28 protein-coding genes and 1 other annotated feature (1 of these 29 running past the window's edge) are annotated in these 26,918 nt (G+C 57.4%); of the genes, 16 read left to right on the plus strand and 12 right to left on the minus strand.

Annotation, left to right across the window (positions count from 1 at the left end; all coding sequences use genetic code 11):
• Nucleotides 1-89: a sequence feature (Trp leader region), on the plus strand; it begins 15 nt to the left of the window's first position.
• Between the two features lie 23 nt (nt 90-112).
• Genes FCN80_RS02950 through trpA form a run of 6 tightly spaced genes read left to right on the plus strand, consistent with a single transcriptional unit; the run spans nt 113 to nt 6,660 of the window.
• The gene (locus FCN80_RS02950) at nt 113-1,675 is read left to right on the plus strand and encodes an anthranilate synthase component 1 (protein WP_136988399.1); all 1,563 of its coding nucleotides are present in this window, start codon (nt 113-115) and stop codon (nt 1,673-1,675) included.
• The gene (locus FCN80_RS02955; protein WP_136988400.1) at nt 1,675-2,253 is read left to right on the plus strand and encodes a glutamine amidotransferase-related protein; all 579 of its coding nucleotides are present in this window, start codon (nt 1,675-1,677) and stop codon (nt 2,251-2,253) included. The genes FCN80_RS02950 and FCN80_RS02955 overlap by 1 nt, the downstream gene beginning before the upstream one ends.
• 18 nt (nt 2,254-2,271) lie before the next feature.
• The gene (gene trpD, locus FCN80_RS02960; protein WP_136988401.1) at nt 2,272-3,270 is read left to right on the plus strand and encodes an anthranilate phosphoribosyltransferase; all 999 of its coding nucleotides are present in this window, start codon (nt 2,272-2,274) and stop codon (nt 3,268-3,270) included.
• A gap of 3 nt (nt 3,271-3,273) precedes the next feature.
• Nucleotides 3,274-4,632 carry a bifunctional indole-3-glycerol-phosphate synthase TrpC/phosphoribosylanthranilate isomerase TrpF gene (gene trpCF / locus FCN80_RS02965; protein ID WP_136988402.1) on the plus strand — a complete coding sequence of 453 codons (1,359 nt, stop codon included), beginning with the start codon at nt 3,274-3,276 and terminating at the stop codon, nt 4,630-4,632.
• A gap of 31 nt (nt 4,633-4,663) precedes the next feature.
• Nucleotides 4,664-5,854 carry a tryptophan synthase subunit beta gene (gene trpB, locus FCN80_RS02970; protein ID WP_136988403.1) on the plus strand — a complete coding sequence of 397 codons (1,191 nt, stop codon included), beginning with the start codon at nt 4,664-4,666 and terminating at the stop codon, nt 5,852-5,854.
• Nucleotides 5,854-6,660, plus strand: a complete 807-nt coding sequence (gene trpA, locus FCN80_RS02975) for a tryptophan synthase subunit alpha (RefSeq protein WP_136988404.1) — start codon at nt 5,854-5,856, stop codon at nt 6,658-6,660. The genes trpB and trpA overlap by 1 nt, the downstream gene beginning before the upstream one ends.
• 18 nt (nt 6,661-6,678) lie before the next feature.
• Here the strand turns inward: trpA and FCN80_RS02980 are convergent, their stop codons facing one another.
• The 4 genes from FCN80_RS02980 to FCN80_RS02995 are packed head-to-tail and all read right to left on the minus strand — an operon-like array spanning nt 6,679 to nt 10,875.
• A complete protein-coding gene (locus FCN80_RS02980; protein WP_136988405.1) occupies nt 6,679-7,521 on the minus strand; it encodes a carbohydrate ABC transporter permease in 843 nt (280 codons plus the stop codon).
• Nucleotides 7,518-8,429, minus strand: coding sequence for a carbohydrate ABC transporter permease (locus FCN80_RS02985; protein WP_136988406.1), 912 nt, complete (start codon nt 8,427-8,429; stop codon nt 7,518-7,520). The genes FCN80_RS02980 and FCN80_RS02985 overlap by 4 nt, the downstream gene beginning before the upstream one ends.
• 10 nt (nt 8,430-8,439) lie before the next feature.
• Entirely contained in the window at nt 8,440-9,720 is a 1,281-nt protein-coding gene (locus FCN80_RS02990) for an ABC transporter substrate-binding protein (RefSeq protein WP_136988407.1), read from the minus strand.
• 51 nt (nt 9,721-9,771) lie between these two features.
• The gene (locus tag FCN80_RS02995; RefSeq protein ID WP_136988408.1) at nt 9,772-10,875 is read right to left on the minus strand and encodes an ABC transporter ATP-binding protein; all 1,104 of its coding nucleotides are present in this window, start codon (nt 10,873-10,875) and stop codon (nt 9,772-9,774) included.
• A gap of 437 nt (nt 10,876-11,312) precedes the next feature.
• Between FCN80_RS02995 and FCN80_RS03000 the strand changes: the two genes are divergently transcribed.
• Nucleotides 11,313-12,590, plus strand: coding sequence for an MFS transporter (locus tag FCN80_RS03000; protein ID WP_136988409.1), 1,278 nt, complete (start codon nt 11,313-11,315; stop codon nt 12,588-12,590).
• Between the two features lie 65 nt (nt 12,591-12,655).
• Here FCN80_RS03000 and ompW read toward each other — a convergent pair whose 3' ends face one another.
• Nucleotides 12,656-13,294, minus strand: coding sequence for an outer membrane protein OmpW (ompW, locus tag FCN80_RS03005; RefSeq protein WP_136988410.1), 639 nt, complete (start codon nt 13,292-13,294; stop codon nt 12,656-12,658).
• Nucleotides 13,295-13,564: 270 nt separating this feature from the next.
• Here ompW and FCN80_RS03010 point away from each other — a divergent pair, with 270 nt between their 5' ends.
• From FCN80_RS03010 to yciA, 4 genes are read left to right on the plus strand one after another with little or no spacing between them, the layout of a single operon-like run.
• The gene (locus FCN80_RS03010; protein WP_136988411.1) at nt 13,565-14,146 is read left to right on the plus strand and encodes a YkgJ family cysteine cluster protein; all 582 of its coding nucleotides are present in this window, start codon (nt 13,565-13,567) and stop codon (nt 14,144-14,146) included.
• A 47-nt stretch (nt 14,147-14,193) separates the two neighbouring features.
• Nucleotides 14,194-14,970 carry a YciC family protein gene (locus tag FCN80_RS03015; protein ID WP_136988412.1) on the plus strand — a complete coding sequence of 259 codons (777 nt, stop codon included), beginning with the start codon at nt 14,194-14,196 and terminating at the stop codon, nt 14,968-14,970.
• Nucleotides 14,971-14,988: 18 nt separating this feature from the next.
• Nucleotides 14,989-15,534, plus strand: a complete 546-nt coding sequence (locus FCN80_RS03020) for a septation protein A (RefSeq protein WP_136988413.1) — start codon at nt 14,989-14,991, stop codon at nt 15,532-15,534.
• Nucleotides 15,535-15,587: 53 nt separating this feature from the next.
• Complete coding sequence (gene yciA, locus FCN80_RS03025; protein WP_136988414.1) at nt 15,588-16,010, plus strand: acyl-CoA thioester hydrolase YciA; 423 nt, start codon at nt 15,588-15,590, stop codon at nt 16,008-16,010.
• A 24-nt stretch (nt 16,011-16,034) separates the two neighbouring features.
• Here yciA and FCN80_RS03030 read toward each other — a convergent pair whose 3' ends face one another.
• Nucleotides 16,035-16,733: a TonB family protein gene (locus tag FCN80_RS03030; RefSeq protein ID WP_230492458.1), complete on the minus strand. Its 699-nt coding sequence runs from the start codon at nt 16,731-16,733 to the stop codon at nt 16,035-16,037.
• Nucleotides 16,734-16,815: 82 nt separating this feature from the next.
• Between FCN80_RS03030 and FCN80_RS03035 the strand changes: the two genes are divergently transcribed.
• From FCN80_RS03035 to FCN80_RS03045, 3 genes are all read left to right on the plus strand, one after another.
• Nucleotides 16,816-17,007, plus strand: coding sequence for a hypothetical protein (locus tag FCN80_RS03035; protein ID WP_136988416.1), 192 nt, complete (start codon nt 16,816-16,818; stop codon nt 17,005-17,007).
• 37 nt (nt 17,008-17,044) lie between these two features.
• Nucleotides 17,045-17,341, plus strand: a complete 297-nt coding sequence (locus FCN80_RS03040; protein ID WP_136988417.1) for a YciI family protein — start codon at nt 17,045-17,047, stop codon at nt 17,339-17,341.
• Between the two features lie 506 nt (nt 17,342-17,847).
• The gene (locus tag FCN80_RS03045) at nt 17,848-18,081 is read left to right on the plus strand and encodes a hypothetical protein (RefSeq protein WP_136988418.1); all 234 of its coding nucleotides are present in this window, start codon (nt 17,848-17,850) and stop codon (nt 18,079-18,081) included.
• 80 nt (nt 18,082-18,161) lie between these two features.
• On the opposite strand, the gene FCN80_RS03050 is transcribed toward FCN80_RS03045, so the two are convergent.
• Nucleotides 18,162-18,335: a YciY family protein gene (locus tag FCN80_RS03050; RefSeq protein ID WP_136988419.1), complete on the minus strand. Its 174-nt coding sequence runs from the start codon at nt 18,333-18,335 to the stop codon at nt 18,162-18,164.
• A 303-nt stretch (nt 18,336-18,638) separates the two neighbouring features.
• On the opposite strand from FCN80_RS03050, the gene cls reads away from it, so the two are divergent.
• The gene (gene cls / locus FCN80_RS03055) at nt 18,639-20,099 is read left to right on the plus strand and encodes a cardiolipin synthase (RefSeq protein WP_136988420.1); all 1,461 of its coding nucleotides are present in this window, start codon (nt 18,639-18,641) and stop codon (nt 20,097-20,099) included.
• Between the two features lie 54 nt (nt 20,100-20,153).
• Nucleotides 20,154-20,477: an HI1450 family dsDNA-mimic protein gene (locus FCN80_RS03060; protein ID WP_136988421.1), complete on the plus strand. Its 324-nt coding sequence runs from the start codon at nt 20,154-20,156 to the stop codon at nt 20,475-20,477.
• Between the two features lie 139 nt (nt 20,478-20,616).
• On the opposite strand, the gene oppF is transcribed toward FCN80_RS03060, so the two are convergent.
• The 5 genes from oppF to oppA form a co-directional block, all read right to left on the minus strand.
• Nucleotides 20,617-21,633 carry a murein tripeptide/oligopeptide ABC transporter ATP binding protein OppF gene (gene oppF / locus FCN80_RS03065; protein WP_136988422.1) on the minus strand — a complete coding sequence of 339 codons (1,017 nt, stop codon included), beginning with the start codon at nt 21,631-21,633 and terminating at the stop codon, nt 20,617-20,619.
• On the minus strand, nt 21,630-22,655 hold the full coding sequence (gene oppD / locus FCN80_RS03070) for an ABC transporter ATP-binding protein (protein ID WP_136988423.1): 1,026 nt from the start codon (nt 22,653-22,655) through the stop codon (nt 21,630-21,632). Before oppD ends, oppF begins: the two co-directional genes overlap by 4 nt.
• Nucleotides 22,656-22,666: 11 nt before the next feature.
• The gene (oppC, locus tag FCN80_RS03075; protein ID WP_136988424.1) at nt 22,667-23,575 is read right to left on the minus strand and encodes an oligopeptide ABC transporter permease OppC; all 909 of its coding nucleotides are present in this window, start codon (nt 23,573-23,575) and stop codon (nt 22,667-22,669) included.
• 18 nt (nt 23,576-23,593) lie between these two features.
• Complete coding sequence (gene oppB / locus FCN80_RS03080; RefSeq protein WP_136988425.1) at nt 23,594-24,514, minus strand: oligopeptide ABC transporter permease OppB; 921 nt, start codon at nt 24,512-24,514, stop codon at nt 23,594-23,596.
• Nucleotides 24,515-24,619: 105 nt separating this feature from the next.
• Nucleotides 24,620-26,257 (minus strand): oligopeptide ABC transporter substrate-binding protein OppA, encoded by a 1,638-nt coding sequence (gene oppA, locus FCN80_RS03085; protein ID WP_136988426.1) that lies wholly within the window; start codon nt 26,255-26,257, stop codon nt 24,620-24,622.
• Between the last annotated feature and the right edge of the window lie 661 nt (nt 26,258-26,918).

Below are 26,918 nucleotides of genomic sequence, written 5' to 3' on the forward strand. Positions count from 1 at the left end.
ACCTCCCTTTAGCGGGCGGTGTTATCATGCGTTGCTGTCATCAGACAGAGCAGGATCCCGAAAGCCCGCAGATTAGCGGGTTTTTTTATGGGCGAAAAACAGGACATACATCATGCCGACCATGCGACCACAACTGGAATTACTGCAAGCCGCCGCCACGTACCGGGACGATCCTACCGCCGTGTTCAATCATCTGTGCGGCGCGCGTCCGTCCACCCTGCTGCTCGAATCCGCGGAAATCAACAGCAAGCGCAATCTCAATAGCTGGATGATCCTTGACAGCGCCATGCGCATCACCGCCCTGGGCCGACAGGTCACAATTCAGGCGTTAACCGCCAACGGCGCGGCGTTGCTGCCGTTACTGGACGCCGCGCTGCCGCCCGAGGTGATAAACAGGACGCACCCCAACGGCCGCGAATTGGCGTTTCCCATCGTGGAAGAGATGCTGGACGAGGATGCCCGTTTGCGCGCCCTGTCGGTATTCGATTGCCTGCGTTTACTGCTGACGCTGGTGGGTGCACCGGACGACCAGCCGGAAGCCGTGTTCCTCGGCGGTTTGTTCGCCTATGATCTGGTGGCCGGCTTCGAAGCGCTGCCGCCGGTACGCCAGGACCAGCGCTGCCCCGATTTTTGTTTCTATCTGGCCGAAACGTTGTTGATCCTTGACCACCAGCATCGCACCTGCCGTTTGCAAGCCAGCCTGTTTACGCCGGACAGCGGCGAACGGCAGCGTCTTCAATCCCGTCTTGAACAATTGCAGCACCAATTGACTCAGACGCCGGGCCCTATCCCCCATCAGGTTATCGATAGCATGACGCTGGAATGCAGTCAAAGCGATGAGGAATATTGCCGCGTCGTGGAAAAAATGCAGCAGGCCATACGCGAAGGCGAAATCTTCCAGGTCGTGCCGTCCCGGCGGTTTTCCCTGCCCTGTCCGTCGTCGCTGGCAGCCTATCATACGCTGAAGGAAAATAACCCCAGCCCGTATATGTTCTTTATGCAGGATGACGATTTCACCGTGTTCGGCGCCTCGCCGGAAAGTTCGCTGAAATACGATGCCCGCAACCGGCAAATCGAAATCTACCCCATTGCCGGCACGCGTCCCCGCGGCCGCCGGGCGGACGGCGCCCTGGATGCCGATCTCGACAGCCGCATTGAACTGGAGATGCGCTCGGATCATAAAGAGCTGGCCGAACACCTGATGCTGGTGGATCTGGCCCGTAACGATCTGGCGCGGATTTGCGAGGCGGGCAGCCGTTATGTGGCCGATTTGACCAAGGTCGATCGCTATTCCTTCGTTATGCATTTGGTCTCGCGGGTCGTTGGAACCCTGCGATCCGATTTGGATGTGCTGCATGCCTATCGCGCCTGCATGAACATGGGCACGTTGAGCGGCGCGCCGAAAGTCCGCGCCATGCAGCTTATCGCCGAGGCCGAGGGCACCCGCCGGGGCAGTTACGGCGGCGCCATCGGTTACTTCACCGCTCAGGGCACGCTGGATACCTGTATCGTCATTCGTTCCGCCTATGTGGAAGACGGCATCGCCACTGTGCAGGCCGGCGCCGGCGTGGTGCTGGACTCGGTGCCGCAAGCCGAAGCCGACGAAAGCCGCAACAAGGCCCGCGCCGTGCTGCGCGCCATCGCCACCGCACATCACGCCAGGGAGATTTTCTAATGGCCGACATCCTGTTGCTCGATAATATCGATTCTTTTACCTATAACCTGGTCGATCAATTGCGCGCCAATCATCACCGGGTGGTGGTCTACCGCAACCAGCTTCCGGCCGCGACCATTATCGCCGCGCTGCAAAAAATGGAAAATCCGATATTGGTGCTTTCTCCCGGACCCGGCGCGCCGGCCAATGCCGGCTGCATGCCCCGGCTGCTGGAGCAATTGCGCGGCCGGCTGCCCATCATCGGTATCTGCCTCGGCCATCAGGCCATTGTGGAAACCTATGGCGGCCATGTCGGCCAGGCGGGGGAAATTTTGCATGGCAAAGCGTCGCTCATCGAACATGACGGTCAGGCCATGTTCGCCGGCATGTCCAACCCGCTGCCGGTGGCGCGCTACCATTCGCTGGTCGGCAGCCGGATACCGCCGGGACTGACGGTCAATGCCCATTTCCACGATATGGTCATGGCGGTGCGCCATGACGCCGATCGCATTTGCGGTTTTCAGTTTCATCCCGAATCCATTCTCACCACCCAGGGCGCACGGTTGCTGAACCAAACGCTGGATTGGGCGTTGGCTTAAGAAAATAAGGAACCGACCATGCAACAGATACTGGACACCCTATACCACGGCGACCGCTTAAGCCGCCAGGAAAGCGAACGGTTATTCGCCGCCATCATCCAGGGGCAACTGGAGCCGACCCAGTTGGCGGCGGCGCTGATCAGCATGAAGATTCGCGGCGAGCAACCGGAGGAAATCGCCGGCGCCGCCAGCGCGCTGCTGGCCGACGCCAGGCCCTTCCCCCGGCCGGACTATCCGTTCGCCGATATCGTCGGCACCGGCGGCGACGGCTCCAACAGCATCAATATTTCCACCGCCAGCGCCTTTGTCGCCGCCGCCTGCGGCGCCAGGGTGGCCAAACACGGCAATCGCAGCGTCTCCAGCCGTTCCGGCTCGTCGGATTTACTGGCGGCATTCGGCATCCGTCTGGATATGCCGGCGGAACAATCCCGGCAGGCGCTGGATGAGCTGGGCGTATGCTTTCTTTACGCGCCCCAGTATCACACCGGTTTTCGTCATGCCATGCCGGTACGCCAGCAGTTAAAGACCCGCACCCTATTTAACGTCCTCGGACCGCTTATCAACCCGGCCCGGCCGCCGCTGGCGCTGATAGGCGTCTATAGCCCCGAGCTGGTCCTGCCCATCGCCCGCACCCTGCAGGTGCTCGGTTACCAGCGGGCCGCGGTGGTGCATGGCGGCGGCATGGACGAGGTGGCGCTGCACTCTCCGACCCTGGTGGCGGAACTGAATCAGGGCGACATCGCCAGCTATCAATTGACCGCCGCGGATTTCGGGTTGCCGGGCCAACCGGCGGACGCGCTTTTGGGCGGGACGCCGGAAGAAAACCGTGACATTCTGGCGCGGTTGTTACAAGGTAAAGGCCAACTCGCACATGAAGCCGCCGTGGCCGCCAATGTCGCGTTGCTGTTGAAGCTCTTCGGCCGGGAGGATCTGCGGGAAAACGCCCAGCAGGCCCTGGCGGTGATCCGCGGCGGCCAGGCCTACGAACTGGTCGCCTCCTTGGCGGCGAGAGGATAACACATGCAGGATACGGTACTGGCGAAAATCGTCGCCGATAAACAGCGTTGGGTAGCGGACCGCAAACAGCGCCAGCCGCTGGACGAATTTCTACCGGCGGTGACGCCGAGCAGCCGCAGTTTTTACCACGCCCTGGCGGGAACGCGGACCGCTTTCATATTGGAGTGCAAAAAAGCGTCGCCATCGAAAGGCCTCATCCGGGCTGATTTCGACCCGGCGGCCATTGCCGGGATCTACAAGCATTACGCTTCGGCCGTCTCGGTACTGACCGATGAAAAATATTTCCAGGGCGATTTCGCCTTCTTGCGGCAGATAAGCCAGGTCGTTCATCAGCCTGTGCTCTGTAAGGATTTTATTATCGATCCCTACCAGATTTATCTGGCCCGCTATCATCAGGCGGACGCCATATTATTGATGCTGTCGGTACTGGACGACGATACTTACCGCCAATTGGCCGAGGTCGCCCACAGTCTGGATATGGGGGTACTGACCGAAGCCATTAGCGAGAACGAGTGTCGCCGCGCCGTTGCCCTCGGCGCCAAGGTGGTCGGCATCAACAACCGCGACCTGCGCGATTTATCCATTGACCTGAACCGGACCCGGACCCTGGCGCCAAAGCTGCCCGCCGGCGTCACGGTCATCAGCGAATCCGGCATCACGTCCTATCGTCATGTTCGCGAATTGAGCCATTTCGTCAATGGGTTCCTGATAGGCAGCGCGTTGATGGCGGAAACGGATCTGGACAGGGCCGTTCGCACCGTATTGCTGGGGGAAAACAAGGTTTGCGGACTGACCCGCGCGCAAGATGCTCAGGCGGCCTGGGAAGCCGGCGCCGTTTACGGAGGGCTGATTTTCGTGCCCGCCTCGCCCCGGCGGGTGACTATCGAACAGGCCAAGCGCGTTATCTCCGGCGCGCCCTTACGTTATGTGGGTGTCTTCCGCGACGCCGATATCGAATACATTGCGCTGACCGCCCAATCCCTGGACCTGTATGCCGTGCAACTGCACGGCGCCGAAGACCAGGCGTACATCGACGCCCTGCGCGGCCGTTTACCCGCCCCCTGCCGTATCTGGAAGGCGCTGGATATGCGCTCCGGCCTGCCGGCGCGGGATTATACCGGTGTGGATCGTTATTTACTGGACAACGGCGGCGGCAGCGGCCAGCGTTTCGATTGGTCGCTGTTGGCCGGCCAGCGCCTGGACGATGTCATGCTGGCGGGCGGATTGGCGGCGGATAATTGCGTGGCCGCCGCTAAACTGGGTTGCGCGGGGCTGGATTTCAATTCCGGCGTCGAAAGCGCGCCCGGACGCAAAGACCATCAAAAATTGGCTACGGTATTTCAGACGCTGCGCGCGTATTGACGGCGCCCGGCAAAACAAGAGACATGACAGCATGACATTACTCAACCCTTATTTCGGCGAATTCGGCGGCATGTACGTGCCGCAAATCCTGATTCCGGCGCTATTGCAACTGGAAGACGCCTTTGTCAGCGCGCAAAGCGATCCGGTTTTTCAGGCCGAGTTCCGCGACCTGCTCACCCATTATGCCGGACGCCCCACGCCCCTGACGCTATGCCGCAATCTGACCGCCGGCAGCAAAACCAGGCTTTACCTGAAACGGGAAGATTTGTTGCACGGCGGCGCCCATAAGACGAATCAGGTTTTGGGCCAGGCGTTACTGGCCAAACGGATGGGCAAAACCGAAATCATCGCCGAAACCGGCGCCGGACAGCACGGCGTGGCGTCCGCCCTGGCATCGGCCCTGCTGGGTCTGAAATGCCGGATATATATGGGCGCGAAGGATATTGAACGCCAGGCGCCGAACGTGTTTCGCATGCGGCTGATGGGCGCGGAGGTGATCCCGGTCACCAGCGGCTCCCATACGCTGAAAGACGCCTGTAACGAGGCGTTGCGCGACTGGTCCGGCAGTTATGAAAAAGCCCATTACATGCTGGGCACGGCCGCCGGCCCGCACCCCTATCCGACCATCGTGCGTGAATTCCAGCGAATGATCGGCGAGGAGACCAAACAGCAATTGCGCGAGCGGGAACACTGTCTGCCCGATGCGGTACTGGCCTGCGTGGGCGGCGGTTCCAACGCCATCGGCATGTTCGCCGACTTTATCGAGGAGCCCGCGGTACGACTTATCGGCGTCGAACCCGGCGGCCTGGGCATCGAAACCGGGCAGCACGGCGCTTCGCTCAAACACGGCCGTCTGGGCATCTATTTCGGCATGAAATCGCCGATGATGCAGTCCGACGACGGACAAATCGAAGAATCCTATTCCATTTCCGCCGGCCTCGATTTCCCGTCGGTGGGTCCGCAGCACGCCTACCTCAACAGTATCGGCCGCGCGGAATATGTTTCCATCACCGACGAAGAAGCGTTGCAGGCTTTCAAGGCCCTGTCCCGCCACGAAGGTATCATTCCGGCGCTTGAATCGTCGCATGCCCTGGCCCATGCGCTGAAAATGATCAAGGCGGAGCCGGAAAAAGAACAGATTCTGGTGGTGAATCTGTCAGGGCGCGGCGATAAGGATATCTTTACCGTTCATGATATTTTGAAAGCGCGAGGAGAAATTTAATGGAACGCTATGAGCAAATGTTCGCGGCGCTGCAACGCCGCCAGGAAGGCGCGTTTGTGCCTTTTGTGACCCTGGGCGATCCTAATCCCGGCCAGTCGCTGGCCATTATCGAAACCCTGATTGAGGCGGGCGCCGATGCGCTGGAGTTGAGCATCCCCTTTTCCGATCCCCTGGCGGACGGACCGACCATCCAAAATGCCAACCTGCGGGCCTTCAGCGCCGGCGTCACCCCCGATCACTGTTTTGATATCCTGACCGCCGTCAGAGGCAAATATCCGGCCATCCCCATCGGCTTGCTGATGTATGCCAATCTGGTGTTCAATAAGAGCATCGACACGTTCTATGCCCGCTGCGCGCAAGCGGGAGTCGATTCGGTGCTGGTGGCCGACGTTCCCATCGAGGAAAGCCTGCCATTCCGTAGCGCGGCGCTACGTCACGGTATCGCGCCGATCTTTATCTGCCCGCCGAACGCCGATAACGGCTTATTGCGGGAAATCGCCTCACACGGCCGTGCCTACACTTACCTGTTGTCCCGGGCCGGCGTTACCGGCAGTGAAAACCGCGCCCACACGCCGCTGGAACATCTGGTGAATACCCTTAAAGAGTACCATGCCGCGCCCGCCCTGCAGGGTTTCGGCATATCGGAGCCAGGACAAGTGAGGGCGGCGCTGGCGGCGGGCGCGGCGGGCGCCATCTCCGGGTCGGCGGTGGTGAAAATCATTGAACGCAATGTGGGCGATCCGGCGGCCATGCTGGCCCAACTGAGTGATTTCGTTCGGGAAATGAAAGCGGCCACTCGCGGTTAGGCCTGTAACAAACCGGCGTCAGCGGATGCCGGCGCGCATAAACGATTGCACGAACTGACGCTGGAAAAGCAGAAACAACGCCAGCAACGGCGCGGACGTCATCAGCGTCGCCGCGCCGATCAGCGCCCATTGCACGCCCTGTTCCGGAGCGGAAAACAGTTGCAGCCCAACGGTCAGCGGACGGACATTCACCGAATCCGTGATAACCAGCGGCCAGAGAAAATCATTCCAGTGAAAGCTTATGGATACCAGGGCGAACGCGATGTAGACCGGCCTGGCCAGCGGCAGATAAATTCGATGCAGTATCCGCCAGCGGCCGGCGCCCTCCACAATGGCCGCTTCCTCCAGCGCCAACGGGATACCCTTAAAGGTCTGGCGCAGCAGAAAAATGGCGAACGCCGAGGCGAAATAAGGCAGGCCGATGCCCAGCAGAGTGTCGCGAAGCCCCATGGCGCTGATGGTTTGGTAGTTTTTCAAGATAAGCACGTCCGGACTTATCATCAATTGCAGCAAAATCAGTGCAAACAACAACCCGGCCAGTTTTAGTCGAAAGCGTACCAGCGCGTAAGCGGCCATCGTCGCCAGCACCAATTGACAAAAGACAATCATCGCCACCAGCAGGAAGGTATTGAGAAAATAGCGGCCGAACGGCGCGGCTTGCCAGGCGCGAATGAAATTATCCAGCGTCAGCGGGGCGAACAGCGTGAACGAGGCCTGACTGGAAATGGGATGGAACGCCACCCAGAGCGCCGCCAGTATCGGCGAAAACCACAGCAGCGCCGCCAGCCAAATCACCAGGTTCAGGCACCGGCGGCCGGGGGAATATCCGGGCGCCGACGGCGATGTAAAGGTCAAACTCATTGATAGTGAGTCCTTTTATCCAACAAATGGAATTTGATGAGCGCGATGCCGGCCAGCAACGCCAGCAATACCACCGTCATGGCGGCGGCGGACGGTAAGTCCCAATAACTGAAGGCAGTCCGGTAGATATAAAACAGCAACAGGCTGCTGCTGTTGTCAGGCCCGCCGTTGGTCATGGCAATGACCTGATCGACGATGCGAAATGCGTTCATCGAGGCGTTGATCAAGACAAACAGCGTGGTCGGCATCAGCAAGGGCCATTGTACCCGGCGGAAAAAGCAGTAACGCGTCGCGCCTTCAATAGCGGCCGCTTCCGCCAGCCTGGGATCGATCTGTTGTAGCGCCGCCAGATAAAAAATCATAAAGAATCCGGCCTCGCGCCAAATCGTGACCGCCATCAGGCAATACAGCGCGGTGCCGGTATCCCCCAACCAGTTTACCGCCGGGAGTGAGAGCAGCGCCAAGAGTCGATTGAGCAACCCCAGTTGCGGCGTGTAGAAAAACAGCCACAAGTTGGCGATGGCTATCATCGGCAACAGCGAAGGAATAAAAAACGCCGAACGAATCAGGCTGTTGCCGCGAAAGCGGCGATTTACCGCCATCGCCATGAGCAGCGCCAGCGAGACCGATAGGGGAATGGTAATGACCGCATACCAGAGGTTATTGCGCAACGACAGTAAAAAAGTGTCGTCCCCCAGCAACGCCCGATAATTGTCCAGACCAACGAACCGGGCCGGGTGTCCGTTGCGCGCGGCGCTAAACACGCTTTCCCACATTGTCGCCAGCGCCGGATAATGTGTAAACAACATCAACAGGCCTAAGGCCGGCAACACCAGCAGATAGCCGTGGATCTGCAGTGACATTCCGCGGTTGCGCGCCGCCGGCGCCGCAGTATGAAGCGTGCTCATCGCGCCCCCGTTACTGGTAAGGCTTCAAAAGCCGATCCGCCTCTTTCTGCGCCGCCGCCAATGCTTGTTGCGGCGTTTTCGTCAGTGTGACCGCGGCTTCCACCGCATGGTTCAAGGCCTCCTGAATCTGGACGCTTTTGTAGGTCGACAACTCCGGCTGGGAATATTTCAGTTGTTCACGGGCCACCAGCGCTTGCGGAACCCGTTCGGCATAGTTTCGCATCAACGCGGTATCCCATGCGGCGGGCGATGTGGCGACATACCCCGTGGCGATACTCCAGCGCGCCGCCTGTTCGGGCGCCGACAGCCAGCGGATAAATTCCATGGCGGCTTTTTGCTGTTCCGGCGTGGTATTTTTAAACAGATAAAGGTTGCCCCCGCCGGTCGGACTGCCCCGCTGGGTTTTTTCCGGCAGCATTGCCACGCCGAACGGGAATTTGGCATTATCCCGTACCGTGGCCAGGTTACCGGTGGTGGTGACCATCATCGCCGTTTTACCACTGATGAAATCCTGCGGCGTGGTGCTCCAGGCGATGGCGCCCCGAGGTGAAACGCCGTACTTTTGCGCCAAATCCGTCAGCCATTGCAACGTTTCGATGTTTTGCGGGGTGTCAAAGGTCACCGCCGTGCCTTTCCCGTTGTCGAGCCGGCCGCCGTTGGTGGCGGCGATCCCCTGGAAGGTCCAGTAGCCCGTGGGCGTCGAGGGAATCTCAATGCCCCACTGGCTGACGCTCTCACCATCGCGTATCACCAGTTTTTTGCCGAAATCGACCACTTGTTGCCAGTTGGCCGGCGGCTTGGCGCTATCCAGACCCGCCTTGGCGAAGGCCTGTTTGTTCCAATAGAGCACGACGGTTGAACGCTGGAAAGGGATGCTCCAGACCTTGCCCTGTATATGGCGGATAAACGCCGGATAAAAGCCGGCAATCCAGGCCTTGCCCGCCGCATCGTCAGCCAGATCGCCAATGGGTAAAATCGCCCCGGCGTCGATTAGCGAGTACACTTCGATATCGCCTATCACGGCCAACTGAGGCGCGTTGCCGCCGCGAAACGCGGTCAGCGCCTTGGTGACCGTGGTGGCGTAGTCGCCGGTATACACCGGCTGTATGCGAATATCCGGATGGTTTTTCTCAAAATCGGCCACCAGCGAATCCACGGTTTGGCTGACTTTACCGCCGACGGCGATTGGATAATACATTTGCAATTTTACCGGTTCGGCGGCGGAAACCGACATGGCGGCGGCCAACAACCCGGCCAGGGCCAAATGCGACAGGCGCGCAGCGAAAGACATAATATCCCCTTTAAATTGAATTGATTTAACAGAACAGCGCTATAACGCTATTTAGACGGCGAATTTCTTTCCCAGCGGCAACGCCGATTGTTCGGCACCGTAACAGCGTTTCCCGGTGGCGCCGAAAAAAAAGTATTGCGCGGCGGCGCTCCAGTCCAACCCCACCGGACTTGTCGGGGCAAACCGTTTCATTCCGGGAACCTTGACGGTAATCTGCTCACGGCAACCGCGTGGCTGGCAGGAAAGCAGCGTATCGGCGCCCATATACTCGCAACTGACGACGCTGACGGTAAGCCGGGCATGTTCCGGCGCGGCCAGGCGAATATCCTCGGCGCGCAGGCCGAGGCCCAGCACGGTTTCATCGCCGTATTCCGCCACCGGCGCCGGCATATCGCCAATGAAGTGATGCGAACCTTTACGCGTCAGGGAGAGGATATTCATCGGCGGCGCGCCGATGAACTGCGCGGCAAAGACGCTGCCCGGATCCTGATAAAGCCTATCCGGGGCGCAATGCTGCTCAATGCGGCCCTGATTTAACAAAATAACCTGATCGGCCATGCTCATCGCTTCGGTCTGGTCATGGGTGACATACAGCAGGGTCAGACCGAGCGTCTTCTGTAAGGCGCGAATTTCGCGGCGCATGGTTTGACGTAGTTTGGCGTCAAGATTGGATAGCGGTTCATCCATCAGGCAGAGCCTGTTTTTGGCGATCACCGCCCGACCCAGCGCCACCCGTTGCTGCTGCCCCCCTGACAATTGTCCCGGCAGCCGGTCAAGCAACGGAGTCAGTTCGAGCAGTTCGCTGACCTCGGCCAATCGCGAGGGGAAATGCCGTTTATCCTCGCCACGGGCCCGCAGCCCGAATAGCAGATTTTCCCTCACGTTCAGATGCGGAAATAACGCATAAGACTGGAAGACCATCGACAATTTGCGTTGCGAGGGCGGCAAACAGGTCACATCCGCCTGCCGAATAACGACGCTGCCGCCATCAGCGCTCTCCAACCCGGCGATAATGCGCAGTAATGTGGTCTTGCCGCAACCCGATGGACCGAGCAACGCGACGAAATCGCCCTCGGCGACATCGAAACCGACATCGTCAAGCGCTTTCCTGCCGCCCCAGGATTTGGTGATATGGTGAAGGGAAAGATAACTCATGCCCAATGCCGCCAAGGAACATCTCTGTGGAAAGATGACCTTAAACTAGCCGGGGAAAGTGAACTTTTTATTAACCTTGCGCAACCGGTATTCTGCCGGACGCCGGTTTGCCGGCCGTGTTACCGAAAACTGTTACCGCCGGCCGCGCTCTGCGCGCCCACGCGCCGCCCACCACGAGATCGGCGAAAACCGGGTTCCGCCGGCCTATCGGCCCTAGGCCGTGCCGCCTGAAAATCCCGTTCCTCCGGCCAAAATCCCCTCCTGGCCGATCAACATGCCATAGGGATCACGTCTCCCGTAACAGCCTTTGTTAACAGGATTCAGCGTGATCTCTGTCGCAAATTCACTCATCAAAAACCGTTTTGATAAGCGTCGGAAAACACCCTGGGAAAATCCCGCAGCCCGGTAATTATTTAAATCGAATCGAGAACAGTAAAATGACCAAACTTCCCGCCCGCCGTTGGTTTTATCTTATGCCCACGGTCTTTATTACCTATAGCCTGTCCTATCTTGATAAAGCCAATTACAGTTTCGCCTCCGCCGCCGGCATCGGCGACGACCTCGGCATTAACCCCTCATTGGCGTCCCTGATTGGAGCGCTATTTTTCCTGGGTTATTTTACCCTGCAAATTCCGGGGGGGATGCTGGCGGAAAAGTGGAGCGTGCGCAAGCTGTTAACCTGGAGTCTGGTGTTGTGGGGCATCTGCGCCACATTAACCGGATTGGTCACCAATATCGCATCGCTTATTGTCATTCGCTTTGCCCTGGGCGTGGTGGAAGCCATCGTGACGCCCAGCCTGCTGCTCCTGGTTTCACGCTGGTTTACCCATACTGAGCGTTCCAAGGCCAACACGCTGTTTTTGCTGGGGAATCCCGTCACTGTACTATGGATGTCCATTCTTTCCGGCTGGCTGGTACAGCATTGGGGCTGGCGCCATATGTTTGTGGTGGAAGGGCTGCCCGCCGTGGTTTGGGCGATGGTGTGGTGGACGGTTATCCGCGATAAACCGGAACAGGCGCCTTGGCTGAATGAAGAAGAAAAAATGGCCGTTGCCGGCGCCTTGACCGAAGAGCAGCGATATAAAGAACCCATGACCCGCTGGGGCGAAGTTTTGGGGTCCGCCAATGTCATCAAACTGGCCGGCTGGATGTTTTTCCAAAGCATCGGTTTTTTCGGCTTCATGATGTGGCTGCCTTCCATTTTGCATTCCGGCGCCATCTCCATGTCGGAAACCGGCCTGCTTTCCGCGCTGCCTTACGGACTGGCGGCAATATCCATGGTCATCGTCGCCTGGCTGAGCGATAAATTGCAAAAACGGGTGGGTTTCGTCGCCTATCCGATCCTGGTGGCCGGCTGCTGCTTTCTGGCGCTGCCTTTTCTGGGCGCCGGCCATTTCTGGCTGTCGTATTTCCTGCTGGTCATCACCGGCGCTTGTCTGTACATACCCTTTGGGCCTTTTTTCGCGCTGGTGCATGATGTGCTCCCTTCGTCCATGGTGGGCGGCGCCGGCGGGATGATTAACAGCATGGCCGCGATGGGGGCGTTTATCGGATCGTACCTGGTGGGCATGCTCAATAGCGCAACCCACTCCACGGATTCGTCATACTTTCTTATGGCGGCCTGCCTCGGTATCGCGGTGGTATTCGCGATGACGATTAAACCGCGCAGAGCCGGGCATATGGGTGATATCGCCCGTCATTCCGCGCAAGCCTGAACGCATTGAGGCGGGGAAACACATTCCCTGCCTCGCAGAAAAGCATCGGAACCGGGCGTGTCAAACTAGAAACGGTAGCCCGTCGAGAACATGAACACCCAGGGATTAATATGGGTATCGATACTTTGCCTTCCCGCCGCGGTGGAATTGAAGCGCACTTTGGTATCCATATCGATGTACCAGACGGACATATTGATAAGCCAGTTGTCGTTCAGATTATAATCCACCCCCACCTGCCCGGCGACCCCCCAGGAATCCTTGAGGCTGAGGTCGCTTAGGCCCGCGTCATGCCCGGTTTGGTTGAACTTTTCATCGAAAAACGTCGTGTAGTTCACACCGACGCCGACATAGGGCCGTAATTTATCTTTCGGCTGACCGAAGTACCATTGCGCCATCAGAGTAGGCGGCAAATCCCTTACGCTTGCGATATCACCGGTGCTATTGAGTCCGACTTTATGGCGAAATGGCGTGGCGGCCAATAATTCCACCCCGATATTGTCAGTCGCCAGATAGGTCAGGGTCAGGCCGAGCTGGGTATTATTATTGATATTGAATCCCCCCAGACCCAGCACATTATCCGAACTTTCGCTCGGTCTCACCGTCGCGGTGCCCGCCCTTACGATCCAATCCCCCGCCTGGTGCGCTGATACCGCCGCCGAAAAAATACCCGATGCCAATGCTGCGCCAATCACCAACTTTTTCATATTCGCTCCTTGTTGAAAATGCGAGTTTTTGTCACCGCAAAATTGATCCACATGACAAATAGGACTATGCCACAGCAGTGCCCTCATTTGCGCTGAACCTTAATTAACTAGTTTTATACCAATCCCTTAATGTCCGTGTGGTTGATCTATATCAATCAAGATCGCGACATGATCAAAAAAGAGCGCTGAAATTAAATCCGATTGCTTTCCCGACCGCCGGTGAGTAATTTCATCTGAGGATTACTGCCGTGGAGTCGGCAACAAAACATCATGAGCGAAAGCGAGAATCCCTGTATGCATTGCGGCGCATGCTGCGCCTGGTTTCGGGTGTCTTTCTATTGGGCTGAAGGCGATGACGGCGGCGGCTCCGTTCCCAGCGGGCTCACTGAGGGCCTGACGCCTTTTTTGCGCTGCATGTCGGGCACCAATGAAAAAAAGCCCCGCTGTTGCGCATTACGGGGCGAAGTGGGTCATTCGGTGCATTGCGCCATCTATAGCGACCGCCCATCCCCTTGCCGCGAGTTTGCCATGTCGGGGGATGGGCAGCAGCGCAACAGCGCCTGCGATCGCGCCAGGGCGGCTTATGGCCTGGCCCCGTTGCCCGTCGCGCCGCACATATCCCCGTCGGAGATGACCGGCGCCGCGCAGCCGGCCCCTATCCGAATGCCGACCATCGCGTCGACATCGCCGGTGGATGTGGCCGCCGCCGCACAACCGGCCGCCATCCGGGTACCCGCCGACGCGCCAGCGCCGCCGGGGGATGTGGCCGCGCCGCTTCTTGCCCTGCCGTTGCCGACCGGCGCGCCGCCAATAACGCCGGGGGAGATCGGCGGGGTGCCAACCGGGCATTAACAAGGTAGAATAGCCGGCTACAGAGATTGTTTTGCCAAGGAGTCGACATGCCAATTATGGCAAGTGCCTTATACCGCGATATGCTGAATTTCACCCGCAATCAATTTGCCAGTATTGCGTTGCTGGCGTTATTGACGGCATTAATCAGCGTGTTGTTGGGGCACGTTTTATCGCCTAACACCGATCAACTGGCTATCATCGGCGGCGAGAGTAGCGGTTTATCTGATTCGGCCAACATGAGTTTGCAAGAACTGGTGCAGCAACTGTCCCCGGAACAGCAAAAGATTTTGCTCAAAGCGTCCGCCGCCGGCACCTTTGCCGGTCTGATGGGCAACGTTATCCTGGCCGGCGGATTGCTGACCATGATCCGATTGGTCTCCAAACGCCAATCGGTCAGCGTCATACGGGCGATCGGCCTTTCCGCGCCCGTGCTGCCGCGTTTGTTGCTCTTGATTTTTGTGACTACGCTGCTGGTGCAATTGGGGCTATTGTTAATTGTGGTGCCCGGCGTTTTATTGGCCATCGCCTTTAGCCTGGCGCCGATTATCGCCGCCAGCGAGAACCTGGGGATCTTCAAGTCCATGCGGCTAAGCAGTAAAATGGCCTTCGCCAATCTGCGTCTGGTGACGCCCGCCGTAGTGGCGTGGCTGCTGGCCAAAGCCGTGGTGCTATTGCTGGCCTCGCAATTCACCCAGGTATCATCGCTGTTGTCAGCGGTACTGCTGAACGGCTTGAGTAATTTCGTGTCCGCGTTATTACTCATTTATCTGTATCGTCTGTATATGCTGTTGCGTCAGGATAATGCACATATCGGCGCCAGTTAACCAACCACGGATTCGTCTATGAAGCAGTTTCTCGATTTTTTGCCGTTAGTGGTTTTTTTTATCGTCTATAAATTGTACGACATCTATCTGGCTTCCGGGGCGCTCATCGCCGCCTCGGCGCTGGTATTGGCTTTTATATGGATCAAATATCATAAGGTGGAAAAAGTCACTTTGCTGACTTTTATTTTGGTGGCCATTTTCGGCTCGCTGACCATGTATTATCGTGATGCCGAATTCATCAAGTGGAAGGTCACCGTCATCTACGGACTGTTTGCCATCGCATTGCTCTTTAGTCAATTCGTGATGAAAAGGCCGTTGATACAACGGATGCTGGGCAAGGAGCTGATATTGCCAGAACAGGTCTGGAATAACCTCAACATTGCCTGGGCCCTGTTTTTCATCGCCTGCGGCGCGGCCAATATCTATATCGCTTTCTGGTTGCCGCAGAATGTCTGGGTCAATTTCAAGGTATTCGGACTGACAGGATTAACGCTGATATTCACCTTGCTCAGCGGCGTTTATGTCTACCGCCACATGACTGAGGATCAGAAGAATTCCCGTTAAAACCTCGGCTACGGTCCGCGTCTGGCGGGCTTTTTTTAGGGGTGGAGCGCACCATGCGTGAAGAACCGGTATTACCCAGCGGCGAGCTGGTGTTAAGAACCCTGGCGATGCCCGCCGACACCAACGCCAACGGCGATATTTTCGGCGGCTGGCTGATGTCGCAGATGGATATCGGCGGCGCCATTCTGGCCAAGGAGATCGCCGAAGGCCGGGTGGTGACGGTCAGAGTCGACGCCATGACCTTCCTTAAGCCGGTGGCGGTGGGCGATGTGGTTTGCTGCTATGCCCGCTGCACCCGTACCGGCAACAGCTCGCTGAATATCAATGTCGAGGTGTGGGTCAAAAAGGTCATGTCCGAACCCATCGGTCAGCGTTACCGGGCCACCGAGGCGGAGTTTACGTATGTGGCGGTGGATAATAGCGGCAAGTCCCGGCCGCTGCCCGATGGGAAGCGCCAGTTCACGCCGGACGACTGACGCCCTTTGGCCCGGCGCCGGTATTCAGTGATGCTCGCTGGTGACGCCCGTCAGTTTGAATAGGATGGTCATGGAGATATTCTGCGCGGGCTTCCCGCTCTGATAACGCCAGCGCCGCGTCGCTTCGCGAATCTCCCGCTCGAAAACATTGCGCGGCGAGGCGGATATGATGCGCAGGTTGGTCACCTCGCCGGCCGCGGTGACATCGTATTCAATCTGCACCCGTCCCTCAATGCCCAGCGCCCTGGCCCGCTCGGGGTAGCCCGGATCGGGACGGCTTAATACCACCGGCCCGGTCTGATGCTCGGCGGGCGCGGCCGGCGGCGCGGCGGACGCGATTGCCGGCTTCGACGTCTGATTGTCGGTCGGCGCCGTCTGCTCAGGGGCCGGTATCTTTATTTTGCTTGGGCGCGGCCGGGCAGCCTCTTTATGCACGGGTTTCGGCTTGGGCTTGGGCTGGGGGATTGGTACCGGCGCCGGCGGTTCACTGACCGGTTCCGGCTCCGGTTGGGGCTGCGGTTCGGGTTCCGGCGGCGGAGAAACAGGTTCCGGCTGGGGTGTCGGCGCAACCGTCGGCGGCACGGGCGCGGGGACCGACACCGGCGCGGGCGCCGTCAGCATAACGGTCATCGGTTGTTCGACGGCTTGTGGCGGGCTGAACTGATGAATGGACGCATACAGCAGCCCCGCAACCAATGAAGTATGCAATCCCACAGATGCCACAAACGGCCACGTAAATCGTCGAGCGGTTTTCAAATTATCTCACACCATGACAACGCAATATTTTCTGTAGGGCGCAGTTTAAATGCAAATAGCAATCATATTCAATAACAGTTTGTACTCTAAATACGCCAAGGGGCTTCGCGGTGGCAAGCAAGGAGACGCCGTCAACGGAGAAGCACCCGGATATAGGACGAAACTACCCGGCAATGCCTTCACCGGCTCGCCTTTGGCGCCCGCTAAAATTTATATTGCGCTCGCCTGGCCGATGTCATAACGTGAAAACCCCCTTTTTGTCATCGGGAGTGCCAATCGTGCTGTATGTTATTTACGCTGAAGATGTCGCCGGTTCCCTGGAAAAACGTTTATCGGTCAGGCCCACTCATGTGGCGCGCCTGCAACTTCTCCGCGATGAGGGCAGACTGCTCACCGCCGGCGCGTTGCCGGCCATCGATAGCAGCGAGCCCGGCGCCGCGGGCTTCAGCGGCTCCGTCATCATCGCCGAATTCGACTCGCTGGAAGCGGCGCAAGCCTGGGCGGACGCCGATCCTTATGTGGCTGCCGGCGTCTATGCGACGGTATCGGTCAAACCTTATCGCAAGACATTCTGACACCGGCCGGGTACGACGGCGTCAAGCCGGCCCGGCATTTCCCTTTAACGCGCGGCTGTCTGGCCGTCAGCCCCGCCACATGGCGGCGGTCCGCCGCGCGGGCGACCCCATCGCATAACGGGCGCCGGCGTTTCGATGCTTAGGGGATCCGTCGTCACCCGCCCTTTTGCCCGCCCACCGATGAAAACGTTTTTACGCTCCCACGCCAATTGCCCCGCAACCGCAGTGCCCGCCGCCGCCCTACTCGAGATAATGTCCATCACGTCGCCGCCGTACAACCCGCAGTCATTAGAGTCAATACCCCGGGACATCGACAACCGGTATCAATTCAGATTTTTCTTAGTATAAAAATTAATCAACTTCAAATCAGTTATTTGTAACCCGTTACAGCACAAATGGCACCTTGAATCCTCGGCGAGGACCAATTGGCGATTTGTTGAGCAGAGTAAGATCGAATAACGTGTAGAGGCTGTACTCCCGTAAGTTCTCACCTTCGGAGGTAAATTATGATCAAAAAGATATGGTTGGCAGCATTCATGGTGTATGCCGCAGGTTCCACCGCCGCTCTGGCGGCCGGCGCGGCGGGGACCACCGAGATGGCGACCCAGAGCGCGTCCGGCTCCGCCAGTAGCGCCGATGCTGGAATCGTTTCCGGTTCGGTGGCGGCGCTTGCTTCGGCCAGCGACCCGGAAGGAAACGGCAGTTCCACGTCGACATCCACCACGACGGCTACCCAGTGAGTATTTAATCAACGCTTTTGCAACAAGACAGGGATGCCACACCTAATGCAAAACCGGCGCAGGGCCGGTTTTTTTTATGCTTAGAACATATTCATGGAAAACAGTAACGAACGACGTTGCTGCTTGAGCTGGATATGACGCAAACGGGTCAAATGACGATAGGTGCGGGACTGCGCCTCCACCCAACGACTGCGGCGGCGTTGCGCCTGCCGCAACATACGCCAGCGGCTGACTTCATTTCTGCTTCGTTTCATGCAACAACTGCTCTTGGTAATGATCGACGGCATCATTATAATCCTTTCGCCCCGCCAGCCAAAGCGACAAACGCGCGCTGGCCGCCGGGGGCGCGGATGATGAAGGGCCATCCCCCGCAAGACGGGCTGTTGCTCGGCGGCCGCCTTCATTTCCTGGGACAGTACCGCTCATCCGCCGCCGCGAAACGCCTCGTCTTATCCACAGCAACGTCCCAAGGGGATTGGCTTTAAAAGCATTTCCTCTTTTCGCCCCATATGCGTACACTCAGGGCTTATGCCTTGCGAACAGGATCCTTCGCCTCTATGACAACTTTCTATACGGTAATCAACTGGCTATTGGTTTTCGGCTACTGGTTACTGGTGGCGGGCGTCACCCTGCGAGTCTTGATGAAACGCCGGGCGGTGCCGTCCGCGATGGCCTGGTTGCTTATCATCTATATCCTGCCACTGGTGGGCATCATCGCCTATTTACTGTTCGGCGAACTGAACCTCGGTAAACGACGGGCGGAACGCGCCAAGGCCATGTGGCCCTCCGCCGCCAAATGGATGTCGGATCTCAAACAGTGCGAGCGGATCTTCGCCACCGACAACAGCGAGGTGGCGCAATCGCTTTTCCGGCTTTGCGAGCATCGCCAGGGCATGGGCGGACTGAAGGGCAACCAGTTGCAACTGCTCACCGGCACTGACGATACCCTGAAGGCATTGATCAAAGATATCGGCCTGGCGCAAAACAATATCGAAATGGTCTTCTATATCTGGCAGCAGGGAGGGCTGGTCGACCAGGTGGCGGAGGCGCTGATGGCCGCCGCCAGGCGCGGCGTCAGTTGCCGCCTGATGCTGGATTCCGCCGGTAGCGTGGCGTTTTTCCGCAGCCCCTATCCCGCCATGATGCGCCAGGCCGGCGTGGATGTGATTGAGGCGTTGCATGTCAGTATTTTGCGGGTGTTTCTGCGCAGGATGGATTTGCGCCAGCACCGCAAGATGGTGCTGATTGATAATTATATTTCCTATACCGGCAGCATGAATATGGTGGATCCGCGCTATTTCAAGCAGGATGCCGGCGTCGGTCAATGGATAGATCTGATGGCGCGCATGGAAGGCCCGGTCACCACGGCGATGGGCATCATTTATTCCTGCGACTGGGAAATCGAAACCGGCCACCGGATACTGCCGCCGCCGCCGGATGTCAATATCATGCCCTTCGAGCAGTCCACCGGCCACACCATTCAGGTTATCGCGTCCGGCCCGGGCTTTCCCGAAGGCGTAATCCATCAGGCGCTGCTAACATCGATTTACGCGTCACATCAACAATTGATCATGACCACGCCGTATCTGGTGCCAAGCGACGATTTGCTGCATGCCATCTGCACCGCGGCGCAACGGGGCGTTGATGTGCACATCGTCATTCCCCGCTACAACGATTCTCTGTTGGTCGGCTGGGCCAGCCGGGCCTTTTTCGCCGAATTATTGGAGGCGGGCGTCAATATACACCAATTTGAAGGCGGGCTGCTGCATACCAAAAGCGTGCTGGTGGACGGCCAGTTAAGCCTGGTGGGCACCGTCAACCTGGACATGCGCAGCCTGTGGCTGAATTTCGAGATTACGCTGGTCATTGACGATGACGATTTCGGCAGTGATTTGGCCCGGGTACAGGAAGATTACATGGCCCGCTCCCGGCGGGTGGATCCGGCCCGCTGGGCGCAACGCCCCTACTGGCAGCGGATCGTCGAAAGGTTGTTCTACTTTTTCAGTCCGCTGTTGTGATTTGGCCGGCAAGATGGGGTAATATTCTTTGGCAAACACCATGGGATCGCGGGTATGGATGGGGAAGATCGACTGACCGATGATGATATCATCGAGCAGGCATATGACATTTTTCTGGAACTGGCGCCGGACAATCTTGATCCGGCCGATGTATTGCTGTTTAAGTTTCAGTTTGAACAACGCGGCGCGGCGGAACTGTTCGATCCGTCCGAGCGATGGCGCGGGCAGGTGGATTTGCCGGTCAACCCGAATGATTTCGCCGAGGTGGTCATCGGCCTGGCGGAGCAGGACGGCATGCCGGTAGACGATGTTTTCGCCAGGATGCTGCTGAGCCGTGACCGGACGGCGAAAATCTGCCATATCCTCTGGAAGGAATAACGCCGCCCTTCCTTGATGCACGACAAGCACGCCAATCTCCCGGCGGCGGCAGGTAGGCAAACACCGCCGCCAGCAGAGCAACGGAAGGCATCGGCTACAGCAAAGGTATTAAAACAGCCCGCCGAAACGGGCTGTTAGCCTATTGCGGCAATTCGTTGATATCGACCTTGATACAGGAGCAGGCATGACGCAAGCCGCCCTGCAATATGGGCCGGGTCACGGCGCACCCTTCGTCGGCCATCGGACAGCGGGTGCGGAAAACGCATCCCGAAGGGGGATTGATGGGCGACGGCAAATCCCCTTCAAGCAACTGGATGGTTTTGCCGCGTTCCTTGTCCGGATCGGGAATCGGCACCGCCGACATCAGCGCCTTGGTGTAGGGATGCTGTGGGTTATTGTAAACCTCGTCATAGGTGCCCATTTCCACCGCGTGGCCAAGATACATCACCAGCACCCGATCGGAAATATGCTTTACCACCGCCAGGTCATGGGCGATAAATATCAGCGATAATCCCATCTCCCGTTGCAATTGCTTGAGCAGGTTAACCACTTGCGCCTGGATGGACACATCCAGCGCCGACACCGGTTCATCACAGATAACCAGTTTCGGCTCCAGAATGAGCGCCCGGGCGATGCCGATACGCTGGCATTGGCCGCCGGAGAATTCATGGGGATAGCGATTGATGAGATTCGGCAGCAGCCCAACCTTCATCATCATGCTGCGCACCCTCTCCTTCATTTCCTGGCGCGGCATTTTGGGATGATAGGTATGCAACGGCTCGGCGATAATATCGCCGATAGTCATGCGCGGATCCAGCGACGCCAACGGGTCCTGGAATATCATCTGCATACTGCTGCGGGTTGCCCGCCACTCGGCGGCGTTCATACCCTGGAGTTCCCTGCCTAACCAGGCGATCCGCCCGCTGGTGGACTTGACCAGGCCTATCAGCGCCCGGGCAAAAGTGGATTTGCCGCAACCGGACTCACCCACCACGCCCAGGGTTTCCCCTTCATACAGCCGCAAGGAAACGCCATCCACCGCCTTAAGCTGCTTGGCTGGCTGCCAGAACCACTGTGTATCGCCTTTAACATCGAAGTACACTTTTAGGTTATCGATATCCAGCAGCACCTTCCGGTTTTCAGTCATCGTGTTCATGCCAGTTCCTCCGCCGATTTGAAACAGGCGCGCAGCCGATCTTCACCAAACCGTTCCAAAGAAGGCATGGACGCGCAGGCATCCATGGCAAAGGGACAACGAGGCTGGAAGGGACAGCCCTTTGGCAATCGGAGCAGATTGGGGGGATTACCCGGTATCGTCACCATCAGGGCGGAACCATCGGCATCCAGGCGTGGCACCGCCGACAGCAGCCCGATCGAATACGGATGGCTGGGACGGTAAAAAATATCCGTGGCACGCCCGTACTCCATGGTGCGGCCAGCGTACATCACCAACACCCGATCGCAAATACCGGCCACGACGCCCAGATCATGGGTGATCATGATGATGGCGGTATTGAATTCACGTTTCAGTTCATTAAGCAGCGTCATGATCTGCGCCTGGACCGTCACGTCAAGGGCGGTGGTGGGCTCATCGGCTATCAGCAATTTCGGGCGGCACAGCAGCGCCATGGCAATCATTACCCGTTGGCGCATCCCGCCGGAGAATTCGTGGGGATACATTCGCATCCGCTTGCGGGCCTCGGGCATTTTCACCGCATCAAGCATCCGCACCGCCTCATCGAACGCGGCGCGGCGGCTGATCTTTTTATGCAGAATAAGGACTTCCATTAATTGCTCCCCGACCCGCATATAGGGATTAAGCGATGTCATGGGATCTTGGAAAATCATGGAAATTTGTTCGGCGCGCAGCTTGTTCAACTGCTTTTCCGGCAAATTGAGTATCTGGCGGCCATTGAAGGTCGCCTCGCCGGCAATTTTGCCATTGGCGGCCAAAAGCCCCATTAGCGCAAACGCAGTTTGTGATTTACCTGAACCGGATTCGCCGACGATCCCCAGGGTTTCGCCGGCGCGCAACGTGAAGTTGAGGTCGTTCACCGCGGTCACATCGCCGTCGGCAGTAGCGAAGGTGACCCGCAAATTCCGTACGTCCAGCAATGCCGGTTCAGTCGTTACCGCCGAGCGGCCGGCGGCCGGCGGGACGTTATCGATTGTGCTCATTTCGGCACTCCTTAACGATCTTTCGGGTCGAGCGCGTCACGCATACCGTCGCCGATGAAGTTGAAACAAAACAAGGTAATGACCAGAAACAACGCGGGAAACAGTAGCAGCCAGGGGGCCACTTCCATGGAATTGGCGCCGTCGCTCAGCAGCGCGCCCCAACTGCTCAGCGGCTCCTGGGTACCCAACCCGAGAAAACTGAGGAATGACTCAAACAGAATCATGCTGGGCACCAGCAAAGAGGCGTATACCACCACCACACCGAGTACATTGGGCACGATATGACGCAAAATGATGCTGCGGGTAGGCACGCCGCTGACCACCGCCGCCTCAATGAATTCCTTGCGTTTAAGGCTTAAGGTCTGACCACGTACGATACGGGCCATATCCAGCCAGGACACCATGCCAATGGCGACAAAAATCAGGAAGATATTTTGCCCGAAAAACGTCACCAGCAGGATCACGAAAAACATGAAGGGAAACGAGTTTAGAATTTCCAGCAAGCGCATCATCACCGAATCCACCTTGCCGCCGAGATAACCGGACATCGCGCCATACAATGTGCCCAGCACCACCGCCACCAAGGCGGCCGCGACGCCGACCATCAAAGAAATGCGACCGCCGATGGCGACCCGTACCAGCAGATCCCGTCCTGAGGAATCGGTGCCGAAATAATGTCCGGACGCCAGACTGGGCGCGCTCGACATCATGCTCCAGTCCGTGTCGTCATAGGCGAACGGTGAAATCATCGGCGCCAGCACCACAAACAACACGATACACAACAGCATGACGAGACTGGCCAGCGCGGCTTTGTTATGGATAAAGCGGCGACGGGCATCTTGCCAGAGACTGCGGCCTTCCACTTCCAGCGTTTCGCTGAATTTTTCCAGAGCCTCGCTGTTCTTATTGCTCACTAACATATCGGGCGGGCTCCAGAGTCAATAACGGATTTTAGGATCGATGACCGCATACAGCACATCGACGATGGCGTTGAACAGGATAGTCAGGGTTCCGACCAGGATGGTCAGGCTTAATACCAGGGAGTAGTCCCGGTTAAGCGCGCCGTTGACGAATAATTGGCCAATTCCCGGCAAACCGTAAATCGTCTCGATGACCATGGAACCGGTAATGATGCCGACGAACGCCGGTCCCATATACGAAATAACCGGCAACAAGGCCGGTTTCAAGGCATGACTGAAAATAATGCGGCGCATGGGCAATCCCTTGGCGCGCGCGGTGCGGATGAAATTCGAATGCAGCACTTCTATCATCGATCCGCGGGTGATTCGGGCAATACTGGCGATATAAGCCAGCGACAGGGCGATCATGGGCAGTAACACGTATTGGGGTTCCCCGCCATTCCAACCGCCGGCCGGCAGCCATCTCAGGGTAATGGCGAAAATCATCACCAATAACGGCGCCACGACAAAGCTTGGGATCACCACGCCGGTCATGGCAAAACCCATTGTGAGATAATCCCATTTGGTGTTCTGACGCAGCGCCGCCATCACGCCGGCAGCCACGCCCAGCACGACGGCGAACAAAAAGGACGCCATGCCCAGCTTGGCGGAAACCGGAAACGAATTGGCCACCAGGTCGTTGACCGAATAGTCCTTGTATTTAAAGGACGGGCCAAAATCGCCATGAGCCAATTGCAATAAATAGTCGCCATATTGTTTCAGTATGGGATCGTTAAGGTGGTATTTGGCCTCGATATTGGCCATCACTTCCGGCGGCAGACCGCGCTCACCGGTAAACGGACTGCCGGGCGCCAATCGCATCATGAAAAACGAAATGGTTATCAGGATAAACAGCGTGGGTATCGCTTCCAGAAACCGGCGAAGAATAAACTTTAGCATCAGTCATACCTATTACATGCTGTCTTACTTATGCCATGGGGATATCAACAGGAAAACAGGGCATGGCCTGCGCGGCCCTGCCCCGTCCTTTCCCTGCACTCGTCTTTAGTGTTTGATGATATAAAAATCTTTGGTATATAAGTTGTCCAGCGGGTCTTTGCCGGTATAACCGCCGACATAAGGTTTGACCAGCCGTGCATTCACGTAATAGAACACCGGTACAATGGCGGAATCTTTATCCAACTGTTGTTCAGCCTGCTGATAAATTGCGCTGCGTTGGTCTTCGTCTTTCGCCTGCGACGCCTCGGCCATCAATTTATCGAAAGCCGGGCTGGAATAATGCGCGGTATTGCTGGAACCGTTGGTAATCATGATGTTCAGGAAACTTGATGGTTCGTTGTAATCCGCGCACCAACCCGCGCGCGAAACATCAAATGTCCCCTGATGGCGTGTTTCCAGGAAGGTTTTCCATTCCTGATTTTCCAGTTTCACATCGACGCCGAGGTTTTTCTTCCAGATGGAAGCGGCGGCGATCGCCAGTTTCTTGTGCAAATCAGATGTATTGTACAGCAAGTCGAACGTCAGCGGCTTGTCTTTGGTGTAACCGGCTTCCGCCAGCAGTTTACGCGCTACCTGGTTGCGCTTTGCCTGGGTCCAGCCAAACCAGGCCGGCGGGGTCAGCTTGGCGCCATCGGTATAAGGAGGGGTAAAGCCGTAGGCCGGCAGATCGCCCTGGGCCTTGACCTTGTTGACGATGATATCGCGATCGAGCGCCAATTTCAGCGCGGTACGCACCCGGACGTCGGTAAAGGGCGCCTTTTGGTTATTGATTTCATAATAATAGGTGCACAAGTAAGGATCGACGTGGACTTCCTTGGGTATTTCCTGCTTAAGCTTATGGAATAGCTCGATAGGCATATTGTTGTATGTCATGTCGCTCTCGCCGGCGCGATAGCGGTTGACATCGGTCACTTCCGAGGAAATTGGCAGATAGGTGACCTGATTGATGACCGTCTTGCTGTTGTTCCAGTAGAGTGGGTTGCGGACCAGCACGATACGTTCATTGATCACCCAGTCTTTCAGTTTATAGGCGCCATTGCCGACCCAATTGGCCGGTTGGGTCCACTTGTCGCCATATTTTTCCACCACTTTTTCCGGTACCGGCGACATGGACGGGTGGGTTAGCAATTTCGGGAAGTACGGCACGGGTTCGGTGAGGGTCACTTGCAGGGTATGATCGTCTAGCGCCTTGACGCCCAGCGTATCCGGGCTCTTTTTCCCGGCGATAATGTCATCGATATTTTCAATATGGGCGTATTGCGGATAGCTTTCATAGGGCGAGGCGGTCTTGGGGTCGGCCAGTCGTCGCCAGCTGTAGACAAAATCCTGCGCCGTCACCGGATCGCCATTGGACCATTTGGCATTTTTGCGCAGATGAAAGGTCCAGATCTTGAAGTCCTTGTTTTCCCAGCTTTCCGCCACGCCGGGCACCGGATGACCCAGCGGATCGGTAATCACCAGACCTTCCAGCAGGTCGCGGCTGACGTTGGATTCCGGCACCCCTTCAATTTTATGCGGATCAAGGGATTGCAGTTCGGCGCCGTTGCCCCGAACCAGTTCCTGTTTATCGCTGAGCTTAACGCCGGCAGGCACGTCCGCCGCGAACGTGGTACCTACGGACACTACGCCCAACGCGGCGATAATTCCTGCCGCCAGTAGCGTTCTTTTCGTGATGTTGGTCATTATTAATGCACTCCAGTTTTTATTATTGCATGGCCGTCACGTGAACGGCCTGCGATTTCCCGTTTATACCCATCCCTTCCACGTTGCCTCACTATCGGCGGTGTTCATGCGAGTTCCCTCGGTTGCAACGCCAATTATGCTTCCCGAAGAGAATACGATACATCCCGTTCCTCACCAAATGTCCGCCATTGGCGGATGAAAATTTGTTTCAGACGAATGTGCCACTCATTAGCCGCCGTGATACAACGTGAATTATTCAGGGCAAAACGAGTCTGAGCGCCTCCCATTCCATCGCGGTGAACGAGCCCACGGGATGAAGAAGCGATATTCCTTATGAATAGACGCCTTATAGGAAACACGCCGGTATCGAACGGATGAATAAATGAATGCGGCGTAATGAAAATCCGGAAAGAAGTTATTCGCTATCATAATCAAATCTGGAAAAGTTGGCTTTGCTTCAAAAATCAGTATTGATTAATCCTTTGTTACACTTAAACGCGCCAGGCAACAAAAAACGGCCAAGGGAATACCACGCTGAATAATTCAAGTTGCATGGCGGCGGCAAGTAAACGACAAATTCGTCGAAACAAATTCCTATCCGCCAACGGCGCGCCACCGGCAAGAGACAAGATGTCCCTCATTTATCCCCAGGAACAGAGCC

It is taken from the genome of Martelella alba (assembly GCF_005217455.1).
Lineage (GTDB): Bacteria > Pseudomonadota > Gammaproteobacteria > Enterobacterales > Enterobacteriaceae > Acerihabitans.

Excerpts from the sequence above, each read along its gene's own strand:
- FCN80_RS02950 (WP_136988399.1), top strand. The coding sequence starts at position 113 with ATGCCGACCATGCGACCACAACTGGAATTACTGCAAGCCGCCGCCACG.
- FCN80_RS02955 (WP_136988400.1), top strand. The coding sequence starts at position 1,675 with ATGGCCGACATCCTGTTGCTCGATAATATCGATTCTTTTACCTATAAC.
- trpD (WP_136988401.1), top strand. The coding sequence starts at position 2,272 with ATGCAACAGATACTGGACACCCTATACCACGGCGACCGCTTAAGCCGC.
- trpCF (WP_136988402.1), top strand. The coding sequence starts at position 3,274 with ATGCAGGATACGGTACTGGCGAAAATCGTCGCCGATAAACAGCGTTGG.
- trpB (WP_136988403.1), top strand. The coding sequence starts at position 4,664 with ATGACATTACTCAACCCTTATTTCGGCGAATTCGGCGGCATGTACGTG.
- trpA (WP_136988404.1), top strand. The coding sequence starts at position 5,854 with ATGGAACGCTATGAGCAAATGTTCGCGGCGCTGCAACGCCGCCAGGAA.
- FCN80_RS02980 (WP_136988405.1), bottom strand. The coding sequence starts at position 7,521 with ATGAGTTTGACCTTTACATCGCCGTCGGCGCCCGGATATTCCCCCGGC.
- FCN80_RS02985 (WP_136988406.1), bottom strand. The coding sequence starts at position 8,429 with ATGAGCACGCTTCATACTGCGGCGCCGGCGGCGCGCAACCGCGGAATG.
- FCN80_RS02990 (WP_136988407.1), bottom strand. The coding sequence starts at position 9,720 with ATGTCTTTCGCTGCGCGCCTGTCGCATTTGGCCCTGGCCGGGTTGTTG.
- FCN80_RS02995 (WP_136988408.1), bottom strand. The coding sequence starts at position 10,875 with ATGAGTTATCTTTCCCTTCACCATATCACCAAATCCTGGGGCGGCAGG.
- FCN80_RS03000 (WP_136988409.1), top strand. The coding sequence starts at position 11,313 with ATGACCAAACTTCCCGCCCGCCGTTGGTTTTATCTTATGCCCACGGTC.
- ompW (WP_136988410.1), bottom strand. The coding sequence starts at position 13,294 with ATGAAAAAGTTGGTGATTGGCGCAGCATTGGCATCGGGTATTTTTTCG.
- FCN80_RS03010 (WP_136988411.1), top strand. The coding sequence starts at position 13,565 with ATGAGCGAAAGCGAGAATCCCTGTATGCATTGCGGCGCATGCTGCGCC.
- FCN80_RS03015 (WP_136988412.1), top strand. The coding sequence starts at position 14,194 with ATGCCAATTATGGCAAGTGCCTTATACCGCGATATGCTGAATTTCACC.
- FCN80_RS03020 (WP_136988413.1), top strand. The coding sequence starts at position 14,989 with ATGAAGCAGTTTCTCGATTTTTTGCCGTTAGTGGTTTTTTTTATCGTC.
- yciA (WP_136988414.1), top strand. The coding sequence starts at position 15,588 with ATGCGTGAAGAACCGGTATTACCCAGCGGCGAGCTGGTGTTAAGAACC.
- FCN80_RS03035 (WP_136988416.1), top strand. The coding sequence starts at position 16,816 with ATGCAAATAGCAATCATATTCAATAACAGTTTGTACTCTAAATACGCC.
- FCN80_RS03045 (WP_136988418.1), top strand. The coding sequence starts at position 17,848 with ATGATCAAAAAGATATGGTTGGCAGCATTCATGGTGTATGCCGCAGGT.
- FCN80_RS03050 (WP_136988419.1), bottom strand. The coding sequence starts at position 18,335 with ATGAAACGAAGCAGAAATGAAGTCAGCCGCTGGCGTATGTTGCGGCAG.
- cls (WP_136988420.1), top strand. The coding sequence starts at position 18,639 with ATGACAACTTTCTATACGGTAATCAACTGGCTATTGGTTTTCGGCTAC.
- FCN80_RS03060 (WP_136988421.1), top strand. The coding sequence starts at position 20,154 with ATGGATGGGGAAGATCGACTGACCGATGATGATATCATCGAGCAGGCA.
- oppF (WP_136988422.1), bottom strand. The coding sequence starts at position 21,633 with ATGAACACGATGACTGAAAACCGGAAGGTGCTGCTGGATATCGATAAC.
- oppD (WP_136988423.1), bottom strand. The coding sequence starts at position 22,655 with ATGAGCACAATCGATAACGTCCCGCCGGCCGCCGGCCGCTCGGCGGTA.
- oppC (WP_136988424.1), bottom strand. The coding sequence starts at position 23,575 with ATGTTAGTGAGCAATAAGAACAGCGAGGCTCTGGAAAAATTCAGCGAA.
- oppB (WP_136988425.1), bottom strand. The coding sequence starts at position 24,514 with ATGCTAAAGTTTATTCTTCGCCGGTTTCTGGAAGCGATACCCACGCTG.
- oppA (WP_136988426.1), bottom strand. The coding sequence starts at position 26,257 with ATGACCAACATCACGAAAAGAACGCTACTGGCGGCAGGAATTATCGCC.